Source organism: Pseudomonas sp. MPB03, assembly GCF_046605385.1.
GTDB lineage: Bacteria > Pseudomonadota > Gammaproteobacteria > Pseudomonadales > Pseudomonadaceae > Aquipseudomonas > Aquipseudomonas zanjanensis.
In genome coordinates, this window is record NZ_CP176770.1 from 3,683,994 (window position 1) to 3,706,452 (window position 22,459).

The following is a 22,459-nucleotide window of genomic DNA, read 5'->3' on the forward strand; positions in this document are numbered from 1 at the left end:
TGGCCGCAACCAGCCAAATTTTTGCCCCGCTTCTCATTCGGACGCGGGGCTTTTTTTATTTATCGCCCAGGGTCCACTGTGGGAAGGCCCTTTGTGGGAGCGAGCTTGCTCGCGCGGCGTTTTTCAAGGTAGTTGTCGCGTCACCGTTTTGTTATGCCACTTTTGCGATCACAGTAAGCTCTCTTCAGGGTTCAGATACACCGTCCCGACTGGCCTCCAGTTACGTGTTTCTCCTGACCACCGTCCAGGTTTTTTCGCTCTAGCTAATCTGTACACAGTGTCACGGCGGGCGAGGATTTCATTGTCCTTGCCTTCATGACGCTGGGCCGGCGTGACGAAGCGGATTCTGCTATGACGATGCACGGTGTTGTACCAGACCATAAAATCCCGAACCCAGACACGCGCATCATCCAGACTGTCAAACCCGCCCAAGGGCCACTGCGGACAGTATTTCAATGTTCTGAACAACGACTCGGAATAAGGGTTGTCGTTGCTGACGCGAGGTCGTCCTCGCGAAGGCGTAATGCCCAAATCGTACATTTTGGACAGCAGTGTCACCGACTTCATGGGCGCGCCATTATCCGAGTGGAGCACCAACGGCTGCTGCCAGCACTTCTCCTGATTCACGCTTCGTTGCAGCAGTGCCGCCGCCTTTTCTCCGCTTTCTGCTTCGTAGACTTCCCAGCCCACAGCTTTGCGGCTGTAGATATCTTCGATCAAGTAGAGATAGTAAAACTGCCCGCGAATCGGCGTGGGCAGATAGGTAATGTCCAGGACCACACCTGGTTGGCCGACGTCGCGGCATACGTCGTCGGTGCCACATGATGCTGTGGTCTCTTGGCTCGTGACCTGTGTTGCTGCTGGCCCGCAGCCTTGAGCACCCGATAAAAGGTGGCCTTCGAAGCGAGATAACGCCCTTCGTCTGCCAATTGCGGCACGATCTGACTTGGCGGCAGATGGGCATAGGCCTTGCTGTTGCACAGTACCAGGATGTTTGGCGCTCCAGTTCACTGAGCGCATTACCGGGTATGGGCCTGATCGTTGTCGTACGGCCATCGGCGAGGATTTCGGACGGTAAACTCCAGCGTTGCAGCGTCCTGAGCGAAATGCCAACTTCCTGACAAGCAGGCGCCCTACGGGCGCCCGCCGTGATGGCTTCGTTGAGCCAGCCCACGAGCAAATACCGTTCTGGCAACAAGGTCAGTTGTCCTCGTCGTCGCTTCCCCAGTAGGCATTGAGCTTTTTTCGCAGCACCAGCAGAGCCGCCGTTTCAGCGAGAGCGGCATCTTTGCGGCGCAGTTCGCGTTCCAGTTGTTGGATGCGTTTCTTGTCCCTCGCACTTGCGCGGCATCAGCTTTTCTACCGGTCGGCTGATGGGTGCTGTTAGCAATAAACTCGTTGCGCCAAGCGGCGACCTGCTCAGGGAAAATGCCCACTCGGCGGCAATATTCGCCCATTTCCAGTTCCGATAGTGCTGATGTTTCGATGACCGCTGTCAGTTTTGACTCGGCTGACCAGTTCTCTACCGGTTGATTTTTTTCGGACAATTGTGAGCCTCGGGCAGCCGCTTGTTTGCGCCATTGATAAGAGAAAAATCGCTGCAACCCTCACGACGCGCGACCTCTTTGCAGAGAGACTAAGGGGCGGAAGCATCATTTTCAGCAACGCGGCTTTACGTTCAGGTGAATAGAAAGGCATGACCATACTCTTGCCGCCCCCGAAATGCTTTTAGGAATTTGGAGAGGCGACAACTAGCCTGACACCGGGGGCGCGATAGCAGTGTGTCAGTCAATATCTACCTCACTGATCCGATGCCATCGCGAGCAAGCTCGCTCCACAGATTCATCACTGCCGTTAGAAGGTTTGACTCAAGCCGCCACCTGACCGAAGCTTGCGGCATTTCACGCTTCTGGTAATGGATTCCCTGCATGCCCTCGCCTCGCCGCCGCTATCTGCTCCTCAGCCTCTGTGTCCTGTTGTTGATCGGTCTTGTCGCGGTGTGGCTACGCAGCACCACGCCGCAGATCCCTGAGGCGATCAAGCGTGGCTACAGCGAGGCCTTGGAAAGCGCCCGCAACGGACAGCCGGGGGCGGCGCGGATGCTTTACCAGCAACTGGGACGTCCGGATCTCTCGCCAAGCGCCGTGTGTGGCTGCACGCTGAACTGCCCAACTACCCCAGCCCCCAAGCCCTGAAACTGGCGGACGCCGACCTGCACAGCGAGTCGCCGGACGTGCGCCGGGCGGCCATTGGCAGCATCGTCGGGCTGGTGCCGACGGGCCAGCGCAGCCTGTTGCTCGGCCCGCTTCTGGACGATGACGATCCGAACGTCCGGTTCGCCGCCGTGAACGCGCTGCTGGGCCTGTCGCCAGATGACCTCGGCTTGTATTCGGCGCGATGCAGATCGCCATCGACACTTGGGAGCAGGTGCTCGAAGACGGCCCGAAAACCGCTGACTCCCACTACCAACTCGCCCGGCTGCACCTGCACAACGCCGAATTGAAGAAAGCCCAATTGGCCCTTGAGCAGGCCTTGCGCCTGCAACCGGACAACCTGCCAGCGCTGGTCATGCAGATCGAAGTGCTGGACAAACAGGGCCAGGGCGAAGCCGCACGACAATTACTCGCCCGACAGTTGCAAACCCAGCCAGCGTCGGCTTATCTGCAACATGCGCTGGGCATGTGGCTGCTGCAACACGGCCAGAGCGAGTATGCCGTGCTCGGCCTGGCAAAAGCCGTGGAACTGGAACCCGAGAACCGCCATTACCGCTATGACCTGGCAACCACCCTGCATGCCGAACAGGAAGTGGAAGCCGCGCAGAAACAGCTGCAGGAAATCGTCCAGCGCTACCCCGCCGACCGCAAGGCCCGGGTGTTGCTGATCAACTATTGGAAGGAGACCGGCCAGTTGCAGAACGTTCAGATCCTGTTGGCGCAACTGGAACAACTGAACCCCGATGACCCGGCCCTGCAACAGGGTCTGTAGGCGGACTAGCCGTTAAGTGGAACCTTGGGCAGACACACAATCCGTGGCGAGGGAGCTTGCTCCGCTGGGCTGCGCAGCAGCCCCAAAACAGGGCCGCTTCGCGACCCAGCGGAGCAAGCTCCCTCGCCACAGGATGACTGCTCGGCTTGATTTCGCTTAGCTGACTGGCATGGGTCTGTAGGCCCTCGTAGCATGCCGAAAGTTGTGCAGTACCCCGCGTTTTGTCGAGATAAGCGGAACCGCCATCACTGCCAAAGGTCAAGTATTCAGGCAGTCGATTTCAGGCGTTACCCCGCCTGCTGCCTACTTCCCTAGTCATGAGAGGGCTATTTTTGTCTACATCTAACGAGTTGATCAGTGCAAAAGCCGCCACCGGCATCGAAGGACTGGACGATATCCTCTCCGGTGGTTTGTCCCGCGGCCATGTGTTCCTGCTCGAAGGGGAACCGGGGACCGGTAAGACCACGGTCGCGCTGCATTTTCTGTTGGCCGGCGCCAAGGCTGGCGAGCGCTCGTTGTACATCACGCTCTCGGAAACCGAGCGTGAACTGCGTCAGGGCGCGGCCTCCCACGGCTGGACCTTGGATGAGAACATTCATATTTTCGAGCTGACCCCGCCCGAAAGCCTGCTCAATGCCGAGCACCAGCAGAGCTTGCTGTACTCCTCGGACCTGGAGCTGGGCGAAGCGACCCGGCAGATTTTCGAAGTGGTCGAACGGGTCAAGCCGACCCGGGTCGTGCTCGACAGCCTGTCGGAGATCCGCCTGCTGGCGCAAAGCTCCCTGCGCTACCGCCGCCAGATCCTGGCGATCAAGCATTACTTCGTGCGCTATGACGCCACCGTCCTGTTGCTCGACGACCTGACCACCGAATCCCTGGACAAGACCGTGCACAGCGTTGCCCACGGCGTGGTGCGCCTGGAAGAACTGACCCCCAACTATGGCGCCGAACGGCGGCGGGTCCGGGTGGTCAAGTATCGCGGGCAGAAATACCGCGGCGGTTTCCATGACTTCACCATCATGGGCGACGGCGTGCATGTGTTCCCGCGCCTGGTGGCCGCCGAACACCGCGGCCAGTACCTGCGCCAACAACTCTCCAGCGGCATCGGCGAAATGGACCTGCTGCTGGGCGGCGGTATCGAAACCGGCTCCAGTACGTTGATCCTGGGCCCGGCGGGGACCGGCAAATCGCTGATCTCCCTGATTTTTGCCGCGGCCGCCGTGCACCGTGGCGAGAAGGCCGCGCTGTTCATCTTCGACGAGGAGCTGGGCTTGCTGTTCGAGCGCATGAAGAACATCGGCATCGACCTGCGGGCCCTGCAGGAGACCGGCAACCTGCTGATCGAACAGGTGGACGCCGCCGAGCTGTCCCCTGGCGAGTTCTCCCACCGCGTGCGTCGCTGCGTCGATGAAGGCGACATCAAGACCGTGGTCATCGACAGCATCAACGGCTACCAGGCGGCCATGCCGGAAGAGAACGCCCTGGTGCTCCACATGCATGAGCTGTTGCTGTATCTCAACCGCAAGGGCGCGGCAACCTTCATGACTGTCGCCCAGCATGGCCTGGTCGGCGACATGCAGGCCCCGGTGGACATTACTTACCTGGCCGACACGGTGATTCTGTTGCGTTATTTCGAAGCACTGGGCAAGGTTCGCCGGGCGATTTCCATCATCAAGAAACGCACCGGCAGCCACGAATCGACCATCCGTGAATACCGCATCAGCGGCCAAGGCATGACCATTGGCGAACCACTGGAGGCATTCCAGGGTGTCTTGCGCGGGGTTCCCACCTACATGGGCGAGAGCAATCCGCTGCTCAAGGATGAACACCGGTGACGCTGGCCGAGCCCCTGTCCGAGCGGGCGCTGATTCTCGCGCCGCTGGGACGGGACAGCCAGATTGCCCTGATGATCCTCAATGAAGCCGGCTTTGCCGGCCTCATCTGTCGCCACCTGGGTCATTTATGCGAAGAGCTGGAAAGCGGTGCCGGCCTGCTGGTGATTTCGTCGGAGGCCTTGGTCGGGCCTGACCTGGAAACGCTGTTCCTGCAAATCGAGCAGCAGCCCGCCTGGTCCGACCTGCCCATTGTCTTGCTGACCCATCACGGTGGGCCGGAACAGAACCCGGCGGCGCGGATCGGCATGCAGTTAGGCAACGTGACGTTCCTCGAGCGTCCTTTCCACCCCGTTACGCTGATCAGCCTGGTCACCACCGCCCTGCGTGGGCGTCGAAGGCAGTACGAAGCCCGCGATCGCCTGATCGACCTCAGCAACAGCGAACTGCGCCTGCAAACCACCCTCGAAACCCTCGAACAGCAGGTGGAAGAGCGTACCGCCCAGTTGCGCCACAACGAAGAAGCCCTGCGTCAGTCGCAGAAGATGGAAGCGGTCGGCCAGCTCACCGGCGGCATCGCCCACGACTTCAACAACATGCTCACCGGGATCATCGGCAGTCTCGAACTGTTGCGCCGTCGCCTGGCCCGGGGCCGTACCGAGGACCTGGACAGCCTGATCGACCTGGGCGTGACCTCGGCCAACCGCGCCGCCGGCCTGACCCATCGCCTGCTGGCGTTCTCCCGGCGGCAATCGCTGGACTCCAAGGCGGTCCAGATGAATACCCTGGTGCTGTCCATGGGCGAATTGTTGCAGCGCAGCCTCAACGAAAGCATTCGCCTGGACATGCAACTGGACGAACAACTCTGGGTCGCCGAAGCCGATCCCAACCAACTGGAAAGCGCCCTGCTCAACCTGGTGCTCAACGCCAGGGATGCCATGCCCAACGGCGGCAACCTGGTGGTGCAGACTCGCAATCGGCACTTGGATGCCGACTTCACCGAGGCCTACCCCAACCTCGCGTCCGGCGACTATGTGGTGCTGAGTGTGCAGGACACCGGTTGCGGCATGCCCGAAGCGGTGATCAGTCGCGCTTTCGACCCGTTCTTCACCACCAAGCCGATCGGCCAGGGCACCGGGCTGGGCCTGTCGATGATCTATGGCTTCAGCAAGCAATCCCGTGGCCACGTGACCATCGACAGCGAAGTCGACAAAGGCACCACCGTGAACCTCTACCTGCCACGCTTCGTCGGTGAAGAAATCCACGAGCCCCAGGTTGCCACCCAGCACGCGCCGTATGCGCAGGATGGCGAGACCGTGCTGATCGTCGAGGACGATCCGGCGGTGCGGGTGTTGGTGAGCGCGGTATTAAGCGAATTGGGCTATGCCTTTGTGGAAGCGGCCGACGCCAACGGCGCGTTGCCGATCCTCCAGTCAAGCCAGCGCATCGACCTGCTGATCAGCGACGTTGGCCTGCCCGGCATGAATGGTCGGCAACTGGCGGAGATCGGCCGGCAGGTCCGCCCGGACCTGCGGGTGCTGTTCATCACCGGCTACGCCGAGCATGCGGCGGTGCGCGGCGGCTTCCTTGACCCAGGGATGCAGATGATCACCAAGCCGTTCACGTTTGACTTGTTGACGGCGAAGGTGCGGGAGATGATCCAGGCTTGAGGTGATGGGCTCTGTTTGAGCTAGGGCATTGCACACATTGTGGTGAGGGAGCTTGCTCCCGCTGGGGTGCGAAGCAGCCCCCAATAAGGTCGACTCAATGAACCTGAGACATCGAGGTGTCGGGTTTTGGGGGCGCTCCGCACCCCAGCGGGAGCAAGCTCCCTCGCCACAGGGGGGTCGCCTGATCTGCCGGGATGTCTCCTGCCTACGACAACATCAACTGCATGATGCGTTGCAGTTCATCCAGGTCGAACGGCTTTTCCAGGATCGGCGCCTTGCGTGTAATCGGGCTCTCGGTGTCGCGCACTTCCTGCGCGTAGCCACTGATGAAAATCACCTTCAGCTCGGGGCGCAACTTGACTGCGGGTTCGGCAATCTGCACCCCAGAGATACCGCCCGGCAGGCGGAAGTCGGTAATCATCATGTCCAGATGCGGCTTGCTCGCCAGGATCTCGAACGCCTGGGCGCCGCTTTCGGCTTGCAGCACCCGGTATCCCTCGCCCGACAGGTAGGCCGACAGCACCATCAGGATCGACGGGTCATCCTCGACGATCAATACAACATCTTGCGCATCTTCACTCATGAGAAGCCTTTGTTCGATCAATAGCTGCTGATACGACCTTGGGGTCTCTCAGAGGTTGCGTCTGTTCGGCGGTTTTGTCCAAGACAGTTTTCTGCAAGGGCAGGCAAACACGAAACAACGCCCCCTCATTGAGCCGACTGTCCACCGTGATCGTCCCGCCATGGGCCGTGACGATCTGCTCGGAAATGAACAGCCCCAGCCCGAGCCCCGAGGCGGCGGCCTTGGACGATACGCGCTCGAACTGCTGGAAGATACGTTTCTGGTTCTCCTCGCTGATGCCGATGCCGTGGTCCTGGACCTCAATGCAGGCGTGATCGGAGGTCTTGTAGACGCGCACTTCGATCGGCCCCTTGCCGCCGTAGCGCAGCGCATTGGTCAACAGGTTCGAGACCACCTGCTCGATGCGAAACTCGTCCCAAAGCCCCTCCACCGCCGGCTCGACCATGCACGTCAACGAGCACTCGGCCACGGCGATCTGCGGCTGGAAGTTGCGCAGCAGGTTTTCCACCAATGCCGTCAAATTGAAGCGGGTCGGCCGGATCGACAGCTTGCCGGTTCGAATCCGCGACACATCCAGCATGTCCTCGATCAGCCGGATCAGGCTCTTGATCTGGCGCTCGTCGCGCTCGACCATCGCGCGCACCTTGTCCAGGCTGAAGGCGGCGGCATTGTCCCGGGCCAGGTGCATCTTGCGCAGTTGGGTCTCGAGGATGAGGCCATTGAGGGGCGTGCGCACCTCGTGGGCGACGATGGACATGAAGTCGTCTCGCATGCGCACCGCCTGTTCCAGCTCGCCACGGGTGGCCTCGAGCTGCTGCAACAGGATCTCCTGCTCGCGACGACTCTGTTCCAGGGCCACGACTTGTTCCTTCATGGCCTTTCGTTGGCGATACAGCTCGACGAACACATTGACCTTGCTCTTGACGGCCTGGGTGTCCAGCGGCTTGTGCAGGAAGTCCACCGCGCCGTTTTCATAACCGGTGAAGGCATAGTTGCGCTCACGCCCGGCGGCGCTGACGAAAATGATCGGGATGCTGCGGGTTTTTTCCGTGCCGCGCATCAGCTCGGCCAGCCCGAAACCGTTCATCTCCGGCATCTGCACATCGATGATGGCCAGGGCGAAGTCGTGTTGCAGCAGCAGGGACAGCGCTTCGTCCGCCGACAGGGCCTTGAAGACCTCGCGGTCGTCTCCCCTGATCAACGCTTCCAGGGCCAACAGATTCTCAGGCAGATCGTCGACGATCAGCAGTTTGGCTTGAATATCTCTTGGCATGTGGTTCATTCCAGCCCGGCCAGCAACTGGCCGATGCCTTGCAAAGTAAGGATATGGTCGGGCTCGTGCAGGGCCAGCGCCGCTTCAGGCATGGTCGAGACCTGGGCTTCCACGGGATCCTGGACCACCGTGATCCCGCCCAGGGCCTTGACCCTCGCCAGGCCGCGGGCGCCATCGTCGTTGGCACCGGTCAGCACCACGGCCAGCAACGTCTCGCCGTAGACATCGGCGGCCGATTCGAACAGCACATCGATGGACGGTCGCGAATGGTGTACGGGGGCCTCCAGGCTCAACGACAGGCTGCGGTCGGCCTCGACCGACAAGTGATAGCCGGGCGTGGCGACATACAAGGTGCCCGGGGCGATGTCCTGCTTGTCCCGGGCTTCTTCTACCGGCACCGCCAGACGATGGCCAAACACAGAGGCCAACTGGCTGTCACGCTCATCCGGCAAATGCAACACCACCAGGACGGGCACGGCAAAACCTTTGCGCAGGTGTCCGAACACCCTGAGCAATGCTTCGACACCGCCGGCCGAAGCGCCGACGACAATGGCTTCGATGGGTGGCCTGGATCTGTCCTTCGTCTGGTTCATAACTTGCGATAGATCCGTTCCTGTTTGACCAACGGCTCGAATCGATGGCCGTAAGCCGAAAAATCCAATGTTTCCTTACTGCCCAACACCAGGAAACCACGGTGACAGAGGGACTCATGGAACAGTCCAAACGCACGATCTTGCAATTTTTTATTGAAATATATCAATACATTGCGGCATGAAATTAATTGAGTTTCTGAGAAAACGCTGTCAGTCGCCAGGCTGTGATCGGCAAAGGTCACGTTCTCGCACAGGGTTTTGTCGAACATCGCATAATCGTAGGCGGCGGTGTAGTAATCGGCAAATGACCGCCGTCCTCCGGCGTTCTGGTAGTTCTGGGTATAAGTGCGCACGCTGTCCAGGGAGAAAATGCCCTGCTTGGCTTTTTCCAGCGAGCGCGGGTTGATGTCGGTGGCGTAGATGAACGTGCGGTCCAGCAGGCCTTCTTCGCGCAGCAGGATCGCCATGGAGTAGACCTCCTCCCCCGTGCTGCAACCGGCGATCCAGATCTTGATCGAAGGGTAGGTCCTGAGCAGCGGCACGATTTCCTCGCGGATCGCCAGGAAATGCGAGGGGTCGCGAAACATCTCGCTGACAGGGATCGTCAGCAGTTGCAACAACTGCATGAAGGCGCCCGGGTCATGCAATACGCGCTCCTGCAAGGCTGAAATGGTCTTGCATTCGAACTGGCTCAGCGCATGGTGGACCCGGCGCTTGATGGAAGCGCCGGAATAATCGCGAAAATCGTAGCTGTACTTGAGGTAGATCGCTTCGATCAACAAACGCAATTCAATGTCAGTGTCACGGTCCACTAAATTCTTTCCATATTCGGCAACCACACGCGAATCAGCGAGAACAGACGATCCAGATCGATCGGCTTGGCCAGGTAGTCGTTGGAACCCGCCGCCAGGCAGCGCTCCTGATCATCCTTCATGGCCTTGGCCGTCACGGCGATGATGGGCAGCTTGCGCCAGCGCGGGTCCTTGCGGATCAGCGCGGTGGCTTCGAAACCATCCATTTCCGGCATCATCACATCCATCAGCACCAGGTCGATGTCGTCGAACTCATTCAGGCGATCGATCGCCTCCAAACCATTGCGGCCGATGACCACGATCGCTCCTTTCGCCTCCAGCGCGCTGGTCAGGGCAAAGATGTTGCGCACATCGTCATCCACCAGCAGCACCTTGCGGCCTTCGAACACCTTGTCGCGGCTGCGGGCGGTCTTGAGCATCCGCTGCCGTTCATGGGACAACCGGGATTCGACTTTGTGCAGAAAGAGTGTCACTTCGTCCAGCAAGCGCTCTGGCGAACGGGCGCCCTTGATGATGATCGAGCGGGAATACTTGCGCAGTTCGGCTTCTTCATCCCGGGTCAGGTTGCGCCCGGTGTAGACGATCACCGGCGGGAACGAACAGATGTCTTCGCTGGACATGCGCTTGAGCAGGTCGTTGCCGAGCATGTCCGGCAACTTGAGGTCGATGATCATGCAGTCGTAGACATTGGTCCGTAGCAGGTCCAGGGCTTGCTGGGCCAGGCCAACGGCGGTGATCTCGATGTCATCGTCGCCGATCAGGCGAGTGATGCTGTCGCGTTGCAGGTCATCGTCCTCCACCAGCAGCACCCGCTTGACCTTCTGGGTCAGCTTGGCCTCCAGGCGGGCGAACACGTCCTTGAGTTCTTCGCGGGTGGTCGGCTTGACGGCATAACCGATGGCGCCCATGTGCATGGCGGCTTCGACCCGGTCTTCGACGGAAATCACGTGCACCGGGATGTGCCGGGTTTGGGCCTGCTCCTTGAGCCGCTGCAGCACCGTCAGCCCGGAATGGTCCGGCAGGCGCATGTCCAGCAGGATCGCGTCGGGGGCCAGTTGCAACGCCAGGTCGAAGCCTTCGTCGGCACCGTGGGCCACCAGGCACTGGTAACCGAGTTCATGGGCCAGGTCGAACAGGATCCGGGCAAACTTGGGCTCGTCCTCGATCACCAGGATGCAGCGGGTTTCGAACGGTGCCTTGTCGCGGTCGTCGGCGAATCGGGCAATCGGCGTGTCCACCTCGGCGATCAGCGGCGCGGGTGCGGCCTTGGGTGCAACGGGCGCTGGCGCGGTGGCCGTCGGGGTGAAGGTCATCGGCTCCAGCGGCGTGTCCCCGGGCTCGACGTAACGTTCCGGCAATACCAGGGTAAAGACGCTGCCCTGCCCCGGCTCGCTGGAAACCGAGATCGAGCCGCCCAGCAGCGTGGCCAGGTCCCGGGAAATCGACAAGCCCAGGCCCGTGCCGCCGTAGCGACGGTTGGTGGTGCCATCGGCCTGGCGGAACGCTTCGAAGATGCTTTGCTGCTGGTCGGCGGCGATCCCGATTCCAGAGTCGCGCACCATGAATGCAATGCCCGAGCCCGGCTGACCGGCCACGGACAGGCTGACAGCGCCTTGCTCGGTGAACTTCACAGCGTTGGACAGCAGGTTCTTGATCACCTGTTCCAAGCGCTGGCGGTCGGTGTAGAGCATCGCCGGCGCATCAGGCTGCACGTGCACCTCGAAACTCAGGCCCTTGTCAGCCGCCAACGGCTCGAACATATCCCGCAACCCATCCACCAGACGCTGCACGCTGGTGTTTTCCGGGCGCACTTCCAGTTTTCCGGCCTCGACCTTGGAGATGTCGAGAATGTCGTTGATCAGGTTCAGCAGGTCGTTGCCGGCGGAGTAGATCGACTCGGCAAACTTGACCTGCTCTTCGCTGAGGTTTTGTTGCGGATTCTCCGCCAGCAGCTTGGACAGGATCAGCGAGCTGTTGAGCGGCGTGCGCAGCTCGTGGGACATGTTGGCCAGGAATTCGGATTTATACTTGCTCGAACGCTGCAGCTCTTCGGCGCGCTCCTGCAATTGGATCTGGGCCAGGTTCAGCTCGCTGTTCTTCTGGTCCATGGCGTCGCGTTGCTCGGCCAATTGCTCATTGGTCTGCTCCAGCTCCTGTTGCTGGGCTTCCAGGTGGGCCTGGGATTCCTTGAGGATGCGCGACTGTTCTTCCAGCTCTTCATTGGCGGTCTTGAGTTCTTCCTGCTGGACTTGCAGTTCCTCGTTCAACTGCTGGGTTTCGGCCAGCACTTCCTGCAAGCGTTGACGATAACGGGCGGCCTCGATGGAGGTGCCGATATTGCCGGCGATCAGCTCCAGCAGCTCGACGTCTCGCTCGGTCAATGGCCGCAGGAACCCCAGTTCGACGACACCGTTGATCCGGTCATCGTCACTTGTCGGCACCACCAACACGCTGTTGGGCAGGCCCTGCCCCAAGCCGGAGCTGACTTTCAGGTAGTCGTCCGGCACGTCGTCCAGGCGGATGAGGCGCCCCTGTTGCACGGCCTGGCCCGCGATGCCTTCACCGGCGACGATCACCTGCTGTTGTTCTTCGTCCTCCCGGGACAGGCCGTAGGCGGCGACGCGCCGGAGGACACCGTTCTCTTCCCGCACATAAAGTGCCGCGACAGCGACGTCCAGGTATTTCGCGCAGAACTGCAGGATGTTGCGACCCAGCAGGTTCAGCGACAGTTGTCCCAGGACTTGTTCGGCCAGTTGCGTCTGGCCATTACGCAGCCAGGCTTGCTTCTCCAGGTGCAAAGCGCTGCGCTGCTGGACTTTCAGGCTGGCGCTGTAGCTCTCGGACAGGTTCAACAGGTCCCGGCGACCGACGTAGGCCAGCAGTCCGCTGACACCCGCGACAAACAACAGGTAAAGGGCAATGCTCCAGACGGTCGTGGTGCGCACATCCAGGTTACGCGCCGCACGCAACTGCTGCTCGGTCTCGACGACCTCTTCGAAGGACTGACGAATTTCGTCAGTCAGACGCTTACCGCGCCCGGCCTTCACCGCGCCCCGGTAATCGCCGCTGCTGCGCTGCAGGTCGATCATGCCCTGGGCGTAATTGGACCACTCGGTCTGGAGTGCCTGGATCTTGTGCAGGCGGTCGACCTGGACGGGGTTGTCGGCTGTCAATTCCAGCAAAGTGTCCAGCGCCACGGCGATCCGTGGCTTGGCCACTTCGTAGGGGTCGAGGAAATGCTCGTCGCCACTCAACAGGTAGCCGCGCATGCCGGTTTCCAGGTCCACGCTCAGCTTGAGCGCTTCGTTGGCGTTATTGATCACCCTGTCGGTGTGGCCGACCCATTGGATCACCGACAGCAGGTACGTGATCAGGATGATGAAAAACACCGCGCTGAGCGCGCCCATGCCCAGCGGCAGGCTGATATTGCGGCTCAGGAGTTTGCGAAAACTTTGTTCGTCAACCGAAGACGAAGGAGTCATGGAAAAGGGCCTTGGTGGACAGTTGAAAACCGTGGAGTTTGCCCGAAAAACCGCGCTTGGATCCACATTTTCTGACGAGTCAAAGGCGCAGATCCCGCGACGGCCTGCCTTGTAGCAAGGAAGCGACTATCCTTGTCAGCTCTTGTACTATAGATCCTTTCTTGTACAACCCAGGGAACTTGTGCTGCCTTGGCACTTACTCATGAATGAGGCCGTTTCTTTTCATACTCCCTCCCGTTTCCATCTTTCGAGAATGTATCTATGTCCACCGCCAATGCCGCCACCCAGTCCACCATCCTGGTAGTCGAAGATGACGACATCGTGCGGATGTTGATCGTCGATGTGCTGGAGGAATTGGAGTATCGGGTGCTGGAAGCGGACGGTTGTGAGCAGGCGCTGGCGTTTTTGAACGACGACCAACAGGACATCGCCCTGATAATGACCGACGTCGGCCTGCCGGTAATGGACGGACGGGAACTGGCCAAGCAGGCTCGACTCGTTCGGCCGCAACTGCCGGTGCTGTTTGCCAGCGGTTATGCCGAAAGCATCGATGTACCTGAAGGCATGTCGGTAATTGGCAAGCCCTTCTCCATCGATCAGTTGCGGGACAAGGTCAAACGCATTCTTTCTTGAGCCGGAACGCATTCTTGGTCACTATCGGCGCCCCGCGCGCCGATGGCGTCTGATTCGCACCAAGGAACTCCCCGCTCATGCACCACCCCACCGCCACCAAGGTCCTGGTTATCGGCTATGTCTGGCCCGAGCCTCGCTCATCGGCTGCCAGTGGGCACGTCATGCAGATCCTCGACACCTTCCTTGGCGAAGGCTGGGACATCACCTTCAGCAGCCCGGCCGGCCCCGGCGAGCAGCGTGCCGACCTGGTCGCGCTGGGCATCCGCGAAGTGCCCATCGAACTCAATAACATCAGCTTCGACGCGTTCATTCAGGAACTTGCGCCCGACATCGTGCTGTTCGACCAGTTCATGATGGAAGAACAGTTCGGCTGGCGGGTCGAGAAGCACTGCCCCGGTGCCCTGCGGGTGCTGGAGACCTCCGATCTGCAAAGCCTGCGCCACGCCCGGCATCAGCGCCTGAAGGAGCGCCTGAAGCGCGATGACGCGAGCGAAAATTTCAGCGACCTCTTCGCCCCGGCCCTGGACGAGGAATTCCAACGAATGGCCGATACCGACCTGGCCAAGCGGGAAATCGCCGCCCTGTACCGCTGCGACCTCAACCTGATGGTGTCCGAGGTTGAAATCGAACTGTTGGTGGAACACTTCAAGCTGCCCCGCAACCTGCTGCATTGGTGCCCGTTGATGCTGGAACTGCCCAGCCAACCGTTTGTGCCGTTCGAGGAGCGGGCGCATTTCCTCAGCATCGGCAACTTCCGCCACGCGCCGAACTGGGACGCCGTGCTCTGGATGAAAAACGCCATCTGGCCGCTGATCCGCCAACACCTCCCCGGCGCGCAACTGCACCTGTACGGCGCCTATACCCCGCCGAAGGCCGCCGCGCTGCACAACCCGGCCCAAGGCTTTCACATCATGAACTGGGCCGAAGACGCCTTGCAGGTCATGTCGGCCGCACGCATCTGCCTGGCACCATTACGTTTCGGCGCGGGTATCAAAGGCAAGCTGATCGACGCCATGCTCTGCGGCACCCCCAACGTCACCACGCCCGTGGGGGCCGAAGCCATGCACGGCGACCTGCCCTGGCCCGGGGCGATTGCCCAGAGTGCCGAAGCCATCGCCCGCGAGGCCGTGCACTTGTACAGCGACCCGGAGCGCTGGGCTCAGGCTCGGGACGCAGGCCTGTCGCTGTTGGCGAGCCGCTATCGGCGACAGGTCCATGGGCCAGCGCTGATCGACAGCCTCAACGCTTGCCGGGCGAACCTGGCGCAACGACGCCGGGACAATTTCACCGGCAGCATGCTGCGTCACCACCAGCACAAAAGCACCCAATACATGTCCCAGTGGATCGAAGAAAAAAACCGCAACGGTTAGACACCAGGGTGGCACCTGTCTGGCGAAGGGGGCATTATTCAGCGGCGATAATAATAAAAGCGCCAGGCCCATGACCCGAACAGCCAGAGTCACCGACCCCTCCTACGAGTTGATGGACGACCATAACGGGCTGTCCATCATCTACCGCCAGCATGGTTTCCCCTGCCCGCTGGTGCGTTGGCATTTCCACAAGGAATACGAGCTGCACCTGATCGTCGCCAGTTCCGGCAAGGTGTTCATTGGCGACTACATCGGCAACTTCTACCCCCAGTCGTTGTTTCTCACCGGCCCCAACCTGCCCCACAACTGGATCAGCCAGGTGGCCGAGGACGAAGTGGTGCCCAAGCGCGACATGCTGGTGAACTTCACCGACGAGTTGTTCGAAAGCGGCCATCAGGTATTCGCCGAGCTCAAGACGGTCGCGCCGTTGCTCGAACGCGCCCAATACGGCATCGAGTTCCGTTGCAAGCGCACCATCCGCCAGGCCATGACCCTGATGCAGCGCATCGCCGATTCCCAGGGCATGAGCCGCCTGGGGCACTTTTTCATCCTGATGGAGCTGCTGGCCGCCACGGATGACTACCAACTGCTGTCCGGCACGAACGCCCCGCAAACGGCGGACGAGCACAGCATCGACCGCACCAACCGTGCGGTGGACTACATCTTTGCCCATTACGCCCGGGAACTGCCCCTGGAAGAAGTCGCCGAGCACCTGGGCATGAAGCCCACCTATTTCAGCCGGGTGTTCAAACAGGCCACTGGCCGCTGCTTCATCGAATTCGTCAATCGCCTGCGCATCAGCAAATCCTGCGAGCTGCTGGCCGACGGCGACAAACCGGTGACGGACGTGTGCTTTGAATCGGGCTTCAACAACATCTCCAACTTCAACCGGCGCTTCCAGCAGCTCAAGGGCATGACCCCGTCCCACTACCGGCGGCTGGCGGTGCAGCGGTTGACCGAGCAGAATCAGGGCTGACCTTTTTGCCCTGACACACCGCCTCTGTGGCGAGGGAGCTTGCTCCCGCTGGGCTGCGCAGCAGCCCCAAAAGACAGGGCCGCTGCGCGCCCCAGCGGGAGCAAGCTCCCTCGCCACAAGCTCCTTGCTCGCCTCACTCCCTCTTCAGTGCAAAAAAGTATCAGTCAAAGTGCGACGGATGATTTGTCACGCCGTCCATAGAAGGCTGTAATCAGCGCACATTCTTCCCTTCATCCGGAAGACACAAAAACAATAACTGTCCTTCTGCAGCCTTCGGGCGCGGAAAAGGAGTGCGCGATGAAACCTTCGGTAAAAGTTCTGCTTGTCTCCACCTGCATGACCCTCAGCAGCGTCAGCTTCGGCGCAGAGACCCTCACCATTGCCACCGTCAACAACAGCGACATGATCCGCATGCAAAAGCTCTCGAAAACGTTCGAGGCCGAGCATCCGGACATCAAGCTCAATTGGGTGGTGCTTGAAGAAAACGTGCTGCGCCAACGCCTGACTACCGACATCGCCACCCAAGGCGGACAGTTCGACGTACTGACCATTGGCATGTACGAAGCCGCACTCTGGGGCGCCAAGGGGTGGCTGGAGCCGATGAAAGACCTGCCGGCCTCCTACGACCTCGATGACGTCTTCCCTTCCGTGCGCGACGGCTTGTCGGTCAAGGGCTCGCTGTACGCCCTGCCGTTCTACGCCGAAAGCTCGATCACCTATTACCGCACGGACCTGTTCAAGAACGCCGGGCTGACCATGCCCGAACACCCGACCTGGACCCAGATCGGTGAATTCGCGCAAAAGCTCACCGACAAATCCAAGGAGCAATATGGCCTGTGCCTGCGGGGCAAGGCCGGGTGGGGCGAGAACATGGCGCTGGTCACGACCCTGGCCAACGGCTTTGGCGCGCGCTGGTTCGATGAGAAGTGGCAGCCGCAGTTCAACGGGCCGGAGTGGAAGGATGCCCTGAACTTCTACGTCGACAACATGAAGAAATCCGGCCCGCCGGGTGCTTCCAGTAACGGTTTCAACGAAAACCTGGCGCTGTTCAACAGCGGCAAGTGCGCCATCTGGGTGGATGCCAGCGTCGCCGGCTCGTTCGTGACCGACAAGACCCAGAGCAAGGTGGCCGATCACGTCGGATTCACCTTCGCCCCCCACGAAAAAACCGACAAAGGCACCTCGTGGATGTACTCCTGGTCCCTGGCCATCCCGACCAGCTCCAAAGCCAAGGACGCGGCCAAGGTCTTTACCACTTGGGCAACGTCCAAGGAGTACAACCAATTGGTCGCCAAGACCGACGGCATTGCCAACGTACCACCGGGCACCCGCACTTCGACCTACAGCGACGAATACATGAAGGCCGCGCCGTTTGCCAAAGTGACGCTGGAATCGTTGAAAGTCGCCGACCCGAAAGCCCCTACCCTCAAGCCTGTGCCCTACATCGGCATTCAGTTGGTGACCATCCCCGAATTCCAGGCCATCGGCACCCAGGTGGGCAAGTTCTTCTCGGGCGCGCTGACCGGCCAGCAGACCGTGGACCAGGCGTTGACCGCCGCGCAGTCCACCACCGAACGCGAGATGAAACGCGCTGGGTATCCCAAGTAACCCACGTCGCCGCTCTGCCCTTTTGTGGGAGCGGGCTTGCTCGCGAAAGCGATCTGTCAGTCACATTGATGTTGGATGTGCCTCCCTATTCGCGAGCAAGCCCGCTCCCATAGGGGATTTCTGTAGGCCCCGCAAAAATCGGTTCAATGCCATGAATAGCTCAACTACAACCGCCAAAGCCCCCATCGAGATCGCTCCGCCGCCGGTGCGCAAGATCCGCCTGGCCAACCCCGGCTGGTTCCTGGTCAGCCCTTCGGTGGCCTTGTTGCTGCTGTGGATGATCGTGCCGCTGGGCATGACCGTCTACTTCTCGATGATCCGCTACAACCTGCTCTACCCCGGCGAAAACGAATTCGTCGGGCTGGAGAACTTCACCTATTTCCTGACCGACTCGGGGTTCATGCCCGGCGCCACCAATACCCTGCTGCTGGTGGGCAGCGTGCTGTTGATCAGCATTGTCCTCGGGGTATTGATCAGCGCGCTGCTGGAGGCCAGTGAGTTTTTCGGTCGCGGCATCGTCCGTGTGCTGCTGATCTCGCCGTTCTTCATCATGCCCACGGTCGGTGCGCTGATCTGGAAAAACCTGATCTTCCACCCCGTGTCGGGCATCCTCGCCTCGGTGTGGAAGCTGTTCGGCGCCCAGCCGGTGGATTGGCTGGCCCATTACCCGCTGTTGTCGATCATTATCATCGTCAGCTGGCAATGGCTGCCCTTCGCGATATTGATCCTGATGACGGCCATGCAGTCGCTGGACCAGGAACAGAAAGAAGCCGCCCGCCTGGACGGTGCCGGCCCCATCGCGATCTTCTGGCACCTGACCCTGCCGCACCTGGCCCGGCCGATTGCCGTGGTGCTGATGATCGAGACAATTTTCCTGTTGTCGGTGTTCGCCGAGATCTTCACCACCACCAACGGTGGCCCCGGCTACGCCTCCACCAACCTGGCGTACCTGATCTACAACCAGGCGCTGGTGCAGTTCGACGTCGGCATGGCGTCGGCCGGTGGCCTGATTGCCGTGGTCATTGCCAACATCGCCGCCATCATCCTGGTCCGGATGATCGGCAAAAACCTCACCGACAAGCATTGAGGCCGTCGCCATGACTCTTCAACAATCCCGTCGCCTGCAAAGCCTGTTGCTGGGCACGCTGGCCTGGGCCATCGCGATCCTGATCTTCTTTCCGATCTTCTGGATGGTGCTGACCAGCTTCAAGACCGAAATCGACGCGTTCGCCACGCCGCCGCAGTTCATCTTCGCGCCGACCCTGGAGAATTACCTGCACATCAACGAGCGCAGCAATTACTTCAGCTTCGCCTGGAACTCGGTGGTGATTTCCTTCAGCGCCACCGCCCTTTGCCTGCTGATCGCGGTGCCGGCGGCCTACTCCATGGCGTTCTATGAAACCCAGCGCACCAAAGGCACGCTGCTGTGGATGCTCTCCACCAAAATGCTGCCACCGGTGGGTGTGCTGATGCCGATCTACCTGCTGGCCAAGCAATTTGGCCTGCTGGACACGCGGATCGCGCTGGTCATTATCTACACCTTGATCAACCTGCCTATCGTGGTTTGGATGATCTACACCTACTTCAAGGACATCCCTCGCGACATCCTCGAAGCGGCACGTTTGGATGGCGCCACGCTCTGGCAGGAAATGGTCCGCGTGCTGCTGCCGATCGCCAAGGGCGGCCTGGCGTCCACCGTGTTGCTGTCGCTGATCCTGTGCTGGAACGAGGCGTTCTGGTCGCTGAACCTCACCTCCTCCAAGGCCGCCCCGCTGACAGCGCTGATCGCCTCCTATTCCAGCCCGGAAGGTTTGTTCTGGGCCAAATTGTCGGCCGTCTCGACCCTGGCCTGCGCGCCGATCCTGATTTTTGGCTGGATCAGCCAGAAACAGCTGGTGCGTGGTTTGTCCTTCGGCGCGGTGAAGTAACGCGCCCTACACAATAATCAGAAGTGGAGGCCCATCATCATGGCCAACCTGAAAATCAAGAATCTGCAAAAGGGTTTCGAAGGCTTCTCCATCATCAAGGGCATCGACCTTGAGGTGAACGACCGCGAGTTCGTGGTTTTCGTCGGCCCGTCGGGCTGCGGCAAGTCCACGCTGCTGCGACTGATCGCCGGCCTGGAAGAGGTCAGCGACGGCACCATCGAACTGGATGGCCGGGATATTACTGAAGTCAGCCCGGCCAAGCGCGACCTGGCGATGGTGTTCCAGACCTACGCCCTGTACCCCCACATGAGCGTGCGCAAAAACATGTCCTTCGCCCTCGACCTGGCCGGCGTGCCCAAAGCCGACGTCGAAAAGAAGGTCAATGAAGCGGCGCGAATCCTGGAATTGGGGCCGATGCTCGAGCGCAAGCCCAAGCAATTGTCCGGCGGCCAGCGCCAGCGCGTGGCGATCGGCCGGGCCATCGTGCGCAACCCGAAAATCTTCCTGTTCGACGAACCGCTGTCCAACCTCGACGCGGCCCTGCGGGTGCAGATGCGCCTGGAACTGGCGCGCCTGCACAAAGAGTTGCAGGCGACCATGATCTACGTGACCCACGACCAGGTCGAAGCCATGACCCTGGCTGACAAGGTGGTGGTGCTCAACGGCGGGCGCATCGAGCAGGTCGGCTCGCCGCTGGAGCTGTATCACCAGCCGGCCAACCTGTTTGTCGCCGGGTTCCTCGGCACACCGAAAATGGGCTTCCTCAAGGGCAAGGTTACCGCCCTGGACGGCCAGGGTTGTGAAGTACTGCTGGACGCCGGTACACGCATCAATCTGCCGCGCAGCGGCGCCAACCTGAGCGTCGGCGCTGCGGTGACCCTCGGGATTCGTCCGGAACACTTGAACCTGGCGCAACCGGGCGATTGCACGTTGCAAGTCACCGCAGACGTCAGCGAGCGGCTGGGCAGCGACACCTTCTGTCACGTCGTCACGGCCTCCGGCGAAGCCTTGACCATGCGCGTTCGCGGCGACCTGGCGAGCCGTTTCGGCGAGCAGTTGAGCCTGCACCTGGACGCTGAACACTGCCATTTATTCGATGCCGAGGGCGTCGCGGTGAACCGCGCGCTGCGCGCCGCCGCCTGATTGCCGAGACTTGCGATGAAACTCAACCGACAAAACCTGCACAACCTCAACCCCGAAGTCGCCCTGCCGGCCTACCCCTTGAGCGATATCCGCCAGGGCATCGCCCACATCGGCGTCGGTGGTTTCCACCGAGCGCACCAGGCGTACTACACCGATGCGCTGATGAACACCGGCGCTGACTTGGACTGGGCCATCTGTGGCGTGGGCCTGCGGGCCGAGGACCGGCGTGCCCGGGATGACCTGGCCAGCCAGGACTACCTGTTCACCCTGTACGAACTGGGCGACACCGATGACACCGAAGTTCGCGTGATCGGCGCGATCAATGACATGTTGCTGGCCGAAGACGGCGCCCAGGCGCTGATCGACAAACTGGCCGAGCCGCAGATCCGTATCGTCTCGCTGACCATCACCGAAGGTGGCTATTGCATCGACGACAGCAATGGCGAGTTCATGGCCCACCTGCCGCAGATCCAGCACGACCTGGCCCACCCCGAGGCACCGAAGACTGTCTTCGGCTTTCTCTGTGCCGCCCTGGCCAAGCGCCGTGCCGCGGGGACGCCAGCGTTCACGCTGATGTCCTGCGATAACCTGCCCCACAACGGCGCCGTCACGCGCAAGGCGCTGCTGGCGTTTGCCGCGCTACGCGACCCGGAACTGGGCCAATGGATCGACAGGAACGTGAGCTTTCCCAACGCCATGGTCGATCGCATTACCCCGATGACCAGCGGCGCCCATCGCTTGCAGCTGCATGACGAACACGGCATCGACGACGCCTGGCCGGTGGTCTGCGAACCGTTTGTGCAATGGGTGCTGGAAGACAAATTCGTGAGCGGCCGTCCGGCCTGGGAAAAGGTCGGCGTGCAGTTCACCGATGACGTTTCCCCCTATGAAGAGATGAAAATCAAGCTGCTCAACGGCAGTCACCTGGCGCTGACCTACCTGGGCTTTCTCAAGGGCTATCGCTTCGTCCACGAAACCATGAACGATCCGCTGTTCGTGCGTTACATGCGCGCCTACATGGACCTGGACGTGACGCCGCAACTGGCGCCAGTACCGGGCATCGACCTGAACGACTACAAGAACACCCTGGTGGAGCGTTTTTCCAACCAGGCGATTGCCGACCAGTTGGAACGGGTCTGTTCGGACGGCTCGTCGAAGTTTCCAAAATTCACCGTCCCGACCATCAACCGCTTGATCGCCGACGGCGGCGAAACTCGCCGTGCGGCGCTGGTCGTCGCGGCCTGGGCGGTGTACCTGAAGGGTGTGGACGAGAACGGCGTGACGTACTCGATCCCGGACCCACGGGCGGCGTTCTGCCAGGCCTTGGTGGCCGACGATGCGCTGGTGACCCAGCGGGTGCTGGAGGTGGAGGAAATCTTTGGCACCGCGATCCCCCGCTCTCCGGAATTCGTGGCAGCATTCCAATGGTGCTGCAACAGCTTGCGCGAGCACGGGGTCACACGAACACTTGAGCGGGTGCTGGCCGAGGCGAACTAGCCCTCGACCGCGAACCGCTTTTTGTGGCGAGGGAGCAAGCTCCCTCGCCACAGATCGTGTGGTTGCTGACCAAA

Annotated in this window: 14 protein-coding genes and 3 pseudogenes; 11 read left to right on the forward strand and 6 right to left on the reverse strand. The window is 60.9% G+C overall.

Translation table 11 applies throughout. The features are described 5' to 3' along the window. Positions 1-168: 168 nt before the first annotated feature. Positions 169-1,698 (reverse strand): annotated as a pseudogene (locus ACLH0I_RS16215) (IS3 family transposase). A 230-nt stretch (positions 1,699-1,928) separates the two neighbouring features. Here ACLH0I_RS16215 and ACLH0I_RS16220 point away from each other — a divergent pair. From ACLH0I_RS16220 to ACLH0I_RS16230, 3 genes and pseudogenes are all read left to right on the forward strand, one after another. Next, positions 1,929-2,985, forward strand: a pseudogene (locus tag ACLH0I_RS16220) (tetratricopeptide repeat protein). Positions 2,986-3,317: 332 nt separating this feature from the next. Next, entirely contained in the window at positions 3,318-4,820 is a 1,503-nt protein-coding gene (locus tag ACLH0I_RS16225; protein WP_411384760.1) for an ATPase domain-containing protein, read from the forward strand. After that, the gene (locus ACLH0I_RS16230; RefSeq protein ID WP_411384761.1) at positions 4,817-6,487 is read left to right on the forward strand and encodes a response regulator; all 1,671 of its coding nucleotides are present in this window, start codon (positions 4,817-4,819) and stop codon (positions 6,485-6,487) included. Before ACLH0I_RS16225 ends, ACLH0I_RS16230 begins: the two co-directional genes overlap by 4 nt. Before the next feature lie 205 nt (positions 6,488-6,692). Here the strand turns inward: ACLH0I_RS16230 and ACLH0I_RS16235 are convergent, their stop codons facing one another. Genes ACLH0I_RS16235 through ACLH0I_RS16255 form a run of 5 tightly spaced genes read right to left on the reverse strand, consistent with a single transcriptional unit; the run spans position 6,693 to position 13,230 of the window. Beyond that, a complete protein-coding gene (locus ACLH0I_RS16235) occupies positions 6,693-7,070 on the reverse strand; it encodes a response regulator (protein WP_250963586.1) in 378 nt (125 codons plus the stop codon). Continuing rightward, a complete protein-coding gene (locus tag ACLH0I_RS16240) occupies positions 7,063-8,343 on the reverse strand; it encodes an ATP-binding protein (protein ID WP_411384762.1) in 1,281 nt (426 codons plus the stop codon). Before ACLH0I_RS16240 ends, ACLH0I_RS16235 begins: the two co-directional genes overlap by 8 nt. Positions 8,344-8,348: 5 nt before the next feature. Then, complete coding sequence (locus ACLH0I_RS16245) at positions 8,349-8,936, reverse strand: chemotaxis protein CheB (protein WP_250963584.1); 588 nt, start codon at positions 8,934-8,936, stop codon at positions 8,349-8,351. Then, on the reverse strand, positions 8,933-9,748 hold the full coding sequence (locus ACLH0I_RS16250) for a CheR family methyltransferase (RefSeq protein WP_186709366.1): 816 nt from the start codon (positions 9,746-9,748) through the stop codon (positions 8,933-8,935). The genes ACLH0I_RS16245 and ACLH0I_RS16250 overlap by 4 nt, the downstream gene beginning before the upstream one ends. Then, complete coding sequence (locus ACLH0I_RS16255; RefSeq protein WP_411384763.1) at positions 9,748-13,230, reverse strand: response regulator; 3,483 nt, start codon at positions 13,228-13,230, stop codon at positions 9,748-9,750. The genes ACLH0I_RS16250 and ACLH0I_RS16255 overlap by 1 nt, the downstream gene beginning before the upstream one ends. Positions 13,231-13,491: 261 nt before the next feature. Here ACLH0I_RS16255 and ACLH0I_RS16260 point away from each other — a divergent pair, with 261 nt between their 5' ends. The 8 genes and pseudogenes from ACLH0I_RS16260 (at position 13,492) to ACLH0I_RS16295 (ending at position 22,385) form a co-directional block, all read left to right on the forward strand. Beyond that, on the forward strand, positions 13,492-13,863 hold the full coding sequence (locus ACLH0I_RS16260) for a response regulator (protein WP_250963582.1): 372 nt from the start codon (positions 13,492-13,494) through the stop codon (positions 13,861-13,863). 77 nt (positions 13,864-13,940) lie between these two features. Next, positions 13,941-15,233 (forward strand): glycosyltransferase, encoded by a 1,293-nt coding sequence (locus ACLH0I_RS16265; RefSeq protein ID WP_411384764.1) that lies wholly within the window; start codon positions 13,941-13,943, stop codon positions 15,231-15,233. Positions 15,234-15,303: 70 nt separating this feature from the next. Next, positions 15,304-16,209, forward strand: coding sequence for an AraC family transcriptional regulator (locus tag ACLH0I_RS16270; RefSeq protein ID WP_186709372.1), 906 nt, complete (start codon positions 15,304-15,306; stop codon positions 16,207-16,209). A gap of 297 nt (positions 16,210-16,506) precedes the next feature. After that, the gene (locus tag ACLH0I_RS16275; protein WP_411384765.1) at positions 16,507-17,817 is read left to right on the forward strand and encodes an ABC transporter substrate-binding protein; all 1,311 of its coding nucleotides are present in this window, start codon (positions 16,507-16,509) and stop codon (positions 17,815-17,817) included. A 155-nt stretch (positions 17,818-17,972) separates the two neighbouring features. Then, positions 17,973-18,904: pseudogene (locus tag ACLH0I_RS16280) on the forward strand (carbohydrate ABC transporter permease). Between the two features lie 10 nt (positions 18,905-18,914). Next, on the forward strand, positions 18,915-19,745 hold the full coding sequence (locus ACLH0I_RS16285) for a carbohydrate ABC transporter permease (RefSeq protein ID WP_411384766.1): 831 nt from the start codon (positions 18,915-18,917) through the stop codon (positions 19,743-19,745). Between the two features lie 39 nt (positions 19,746-19,784). Then, on the forward strand, positions 19,785-20,888 hold the full coding sequence (locus tag ACLH0I_RS16290) for an ABC transporter ATP-binding protein (RefSeq protein WP_411384767.1): 1,104 nt from the start codon (positions 19,785-19,787) through the stop codon (positions 20,886-20,888). Between the two features lie 15 nt (positions 20,889-20,903). Further along, entirely contained in the window at positions 20,904-22,385 is a 1,482-nt protein-coding gene (locus ACLH0I_RS16295) for a mannitol dehydrogenase family protein (protein WP_411384768.1), read from the forward strand. The last annotated feature ends 74 nt before the right edge of the window (positions 22,386-22,459 follow it).

Coding starts and splice junctions, on each gene's coding strand:
- ACLH0I_RS16240 (WP_411384762.1), bottom strand. CDS start 8,343: ATGCCAAGAGATATTCAAGCCAAACTGCTGATCGTCGACGATCTGCCT.
- ACLH0I_RS16270 (WP_186709372.1), top strand. CDS start 15,304: ATGACCCGAACAGCCAGAGTCACCGACCCCTCCTACGAGTTGATGGAC.
- ACLH0I_RS16245 (WP_250963584.1), bottom strand. CDS start 8,936: ATGAACCAGACGAAGGACAGATCCAGGCCACCCATCGAAGCCATTGTC.
- ACLH0I_RS16235 (WP_250963586.1), bottom strand. CDS start 7,070: ATGAGTGAAGATGCGCAAGATGTTGTATTGATCGTCGAGGATGACCCG.
- ACLH0I_RS16285 (WP_411384766.1), top strand. CDS start 18,915: ATGACTCTTCAACAATCCCGTCGCCTGCAAAGCCTGTTGCTGGGCACG.
- ACLH0I_RS16255 (WP_411384763.1), bottom strand. CDS start 13,230: ATGACTCCTTCGTCTTCGGTTGACGAACAAAGTTTTCGCAAACTCCTG.
- ACLH0I_RS16265 (WP_411384764.1), top strand. CDS start 13,941: ATGCACCACCCCACCGCCACCAAGGTCCTGGTTATCGGCTATGTCTGG.
- ACLH0I_RS16275 (WP_411384765.1), top strand. CDS start 16,507: ATGAAACCTTCGGTAAAAGTTCTGCTTGTCTCCACCTGCATGACCCTC.
- ACLH0I_RS16290 (WP_411384767.1), top strand. CDS start 19,785: ATGGCCAACCTGAAAATCAAGAATCTGCAAAAGGGTTTCGAAGGCTTC.
- ACLH0I_RS16295 (WP_411384768.1), top strand. CDS start 20,904: ATGAAACTCAACCGACAAAACCTGCACAACCTCAACCCCGAAGTCGCC.
- ACLH0I_RS16260 (WP_250963582.1), top strand. CDS start 13,492: ATGTCCACCGCCAATGCCGCCACCCAGTCCACCATCCTGGTAGTCGAA.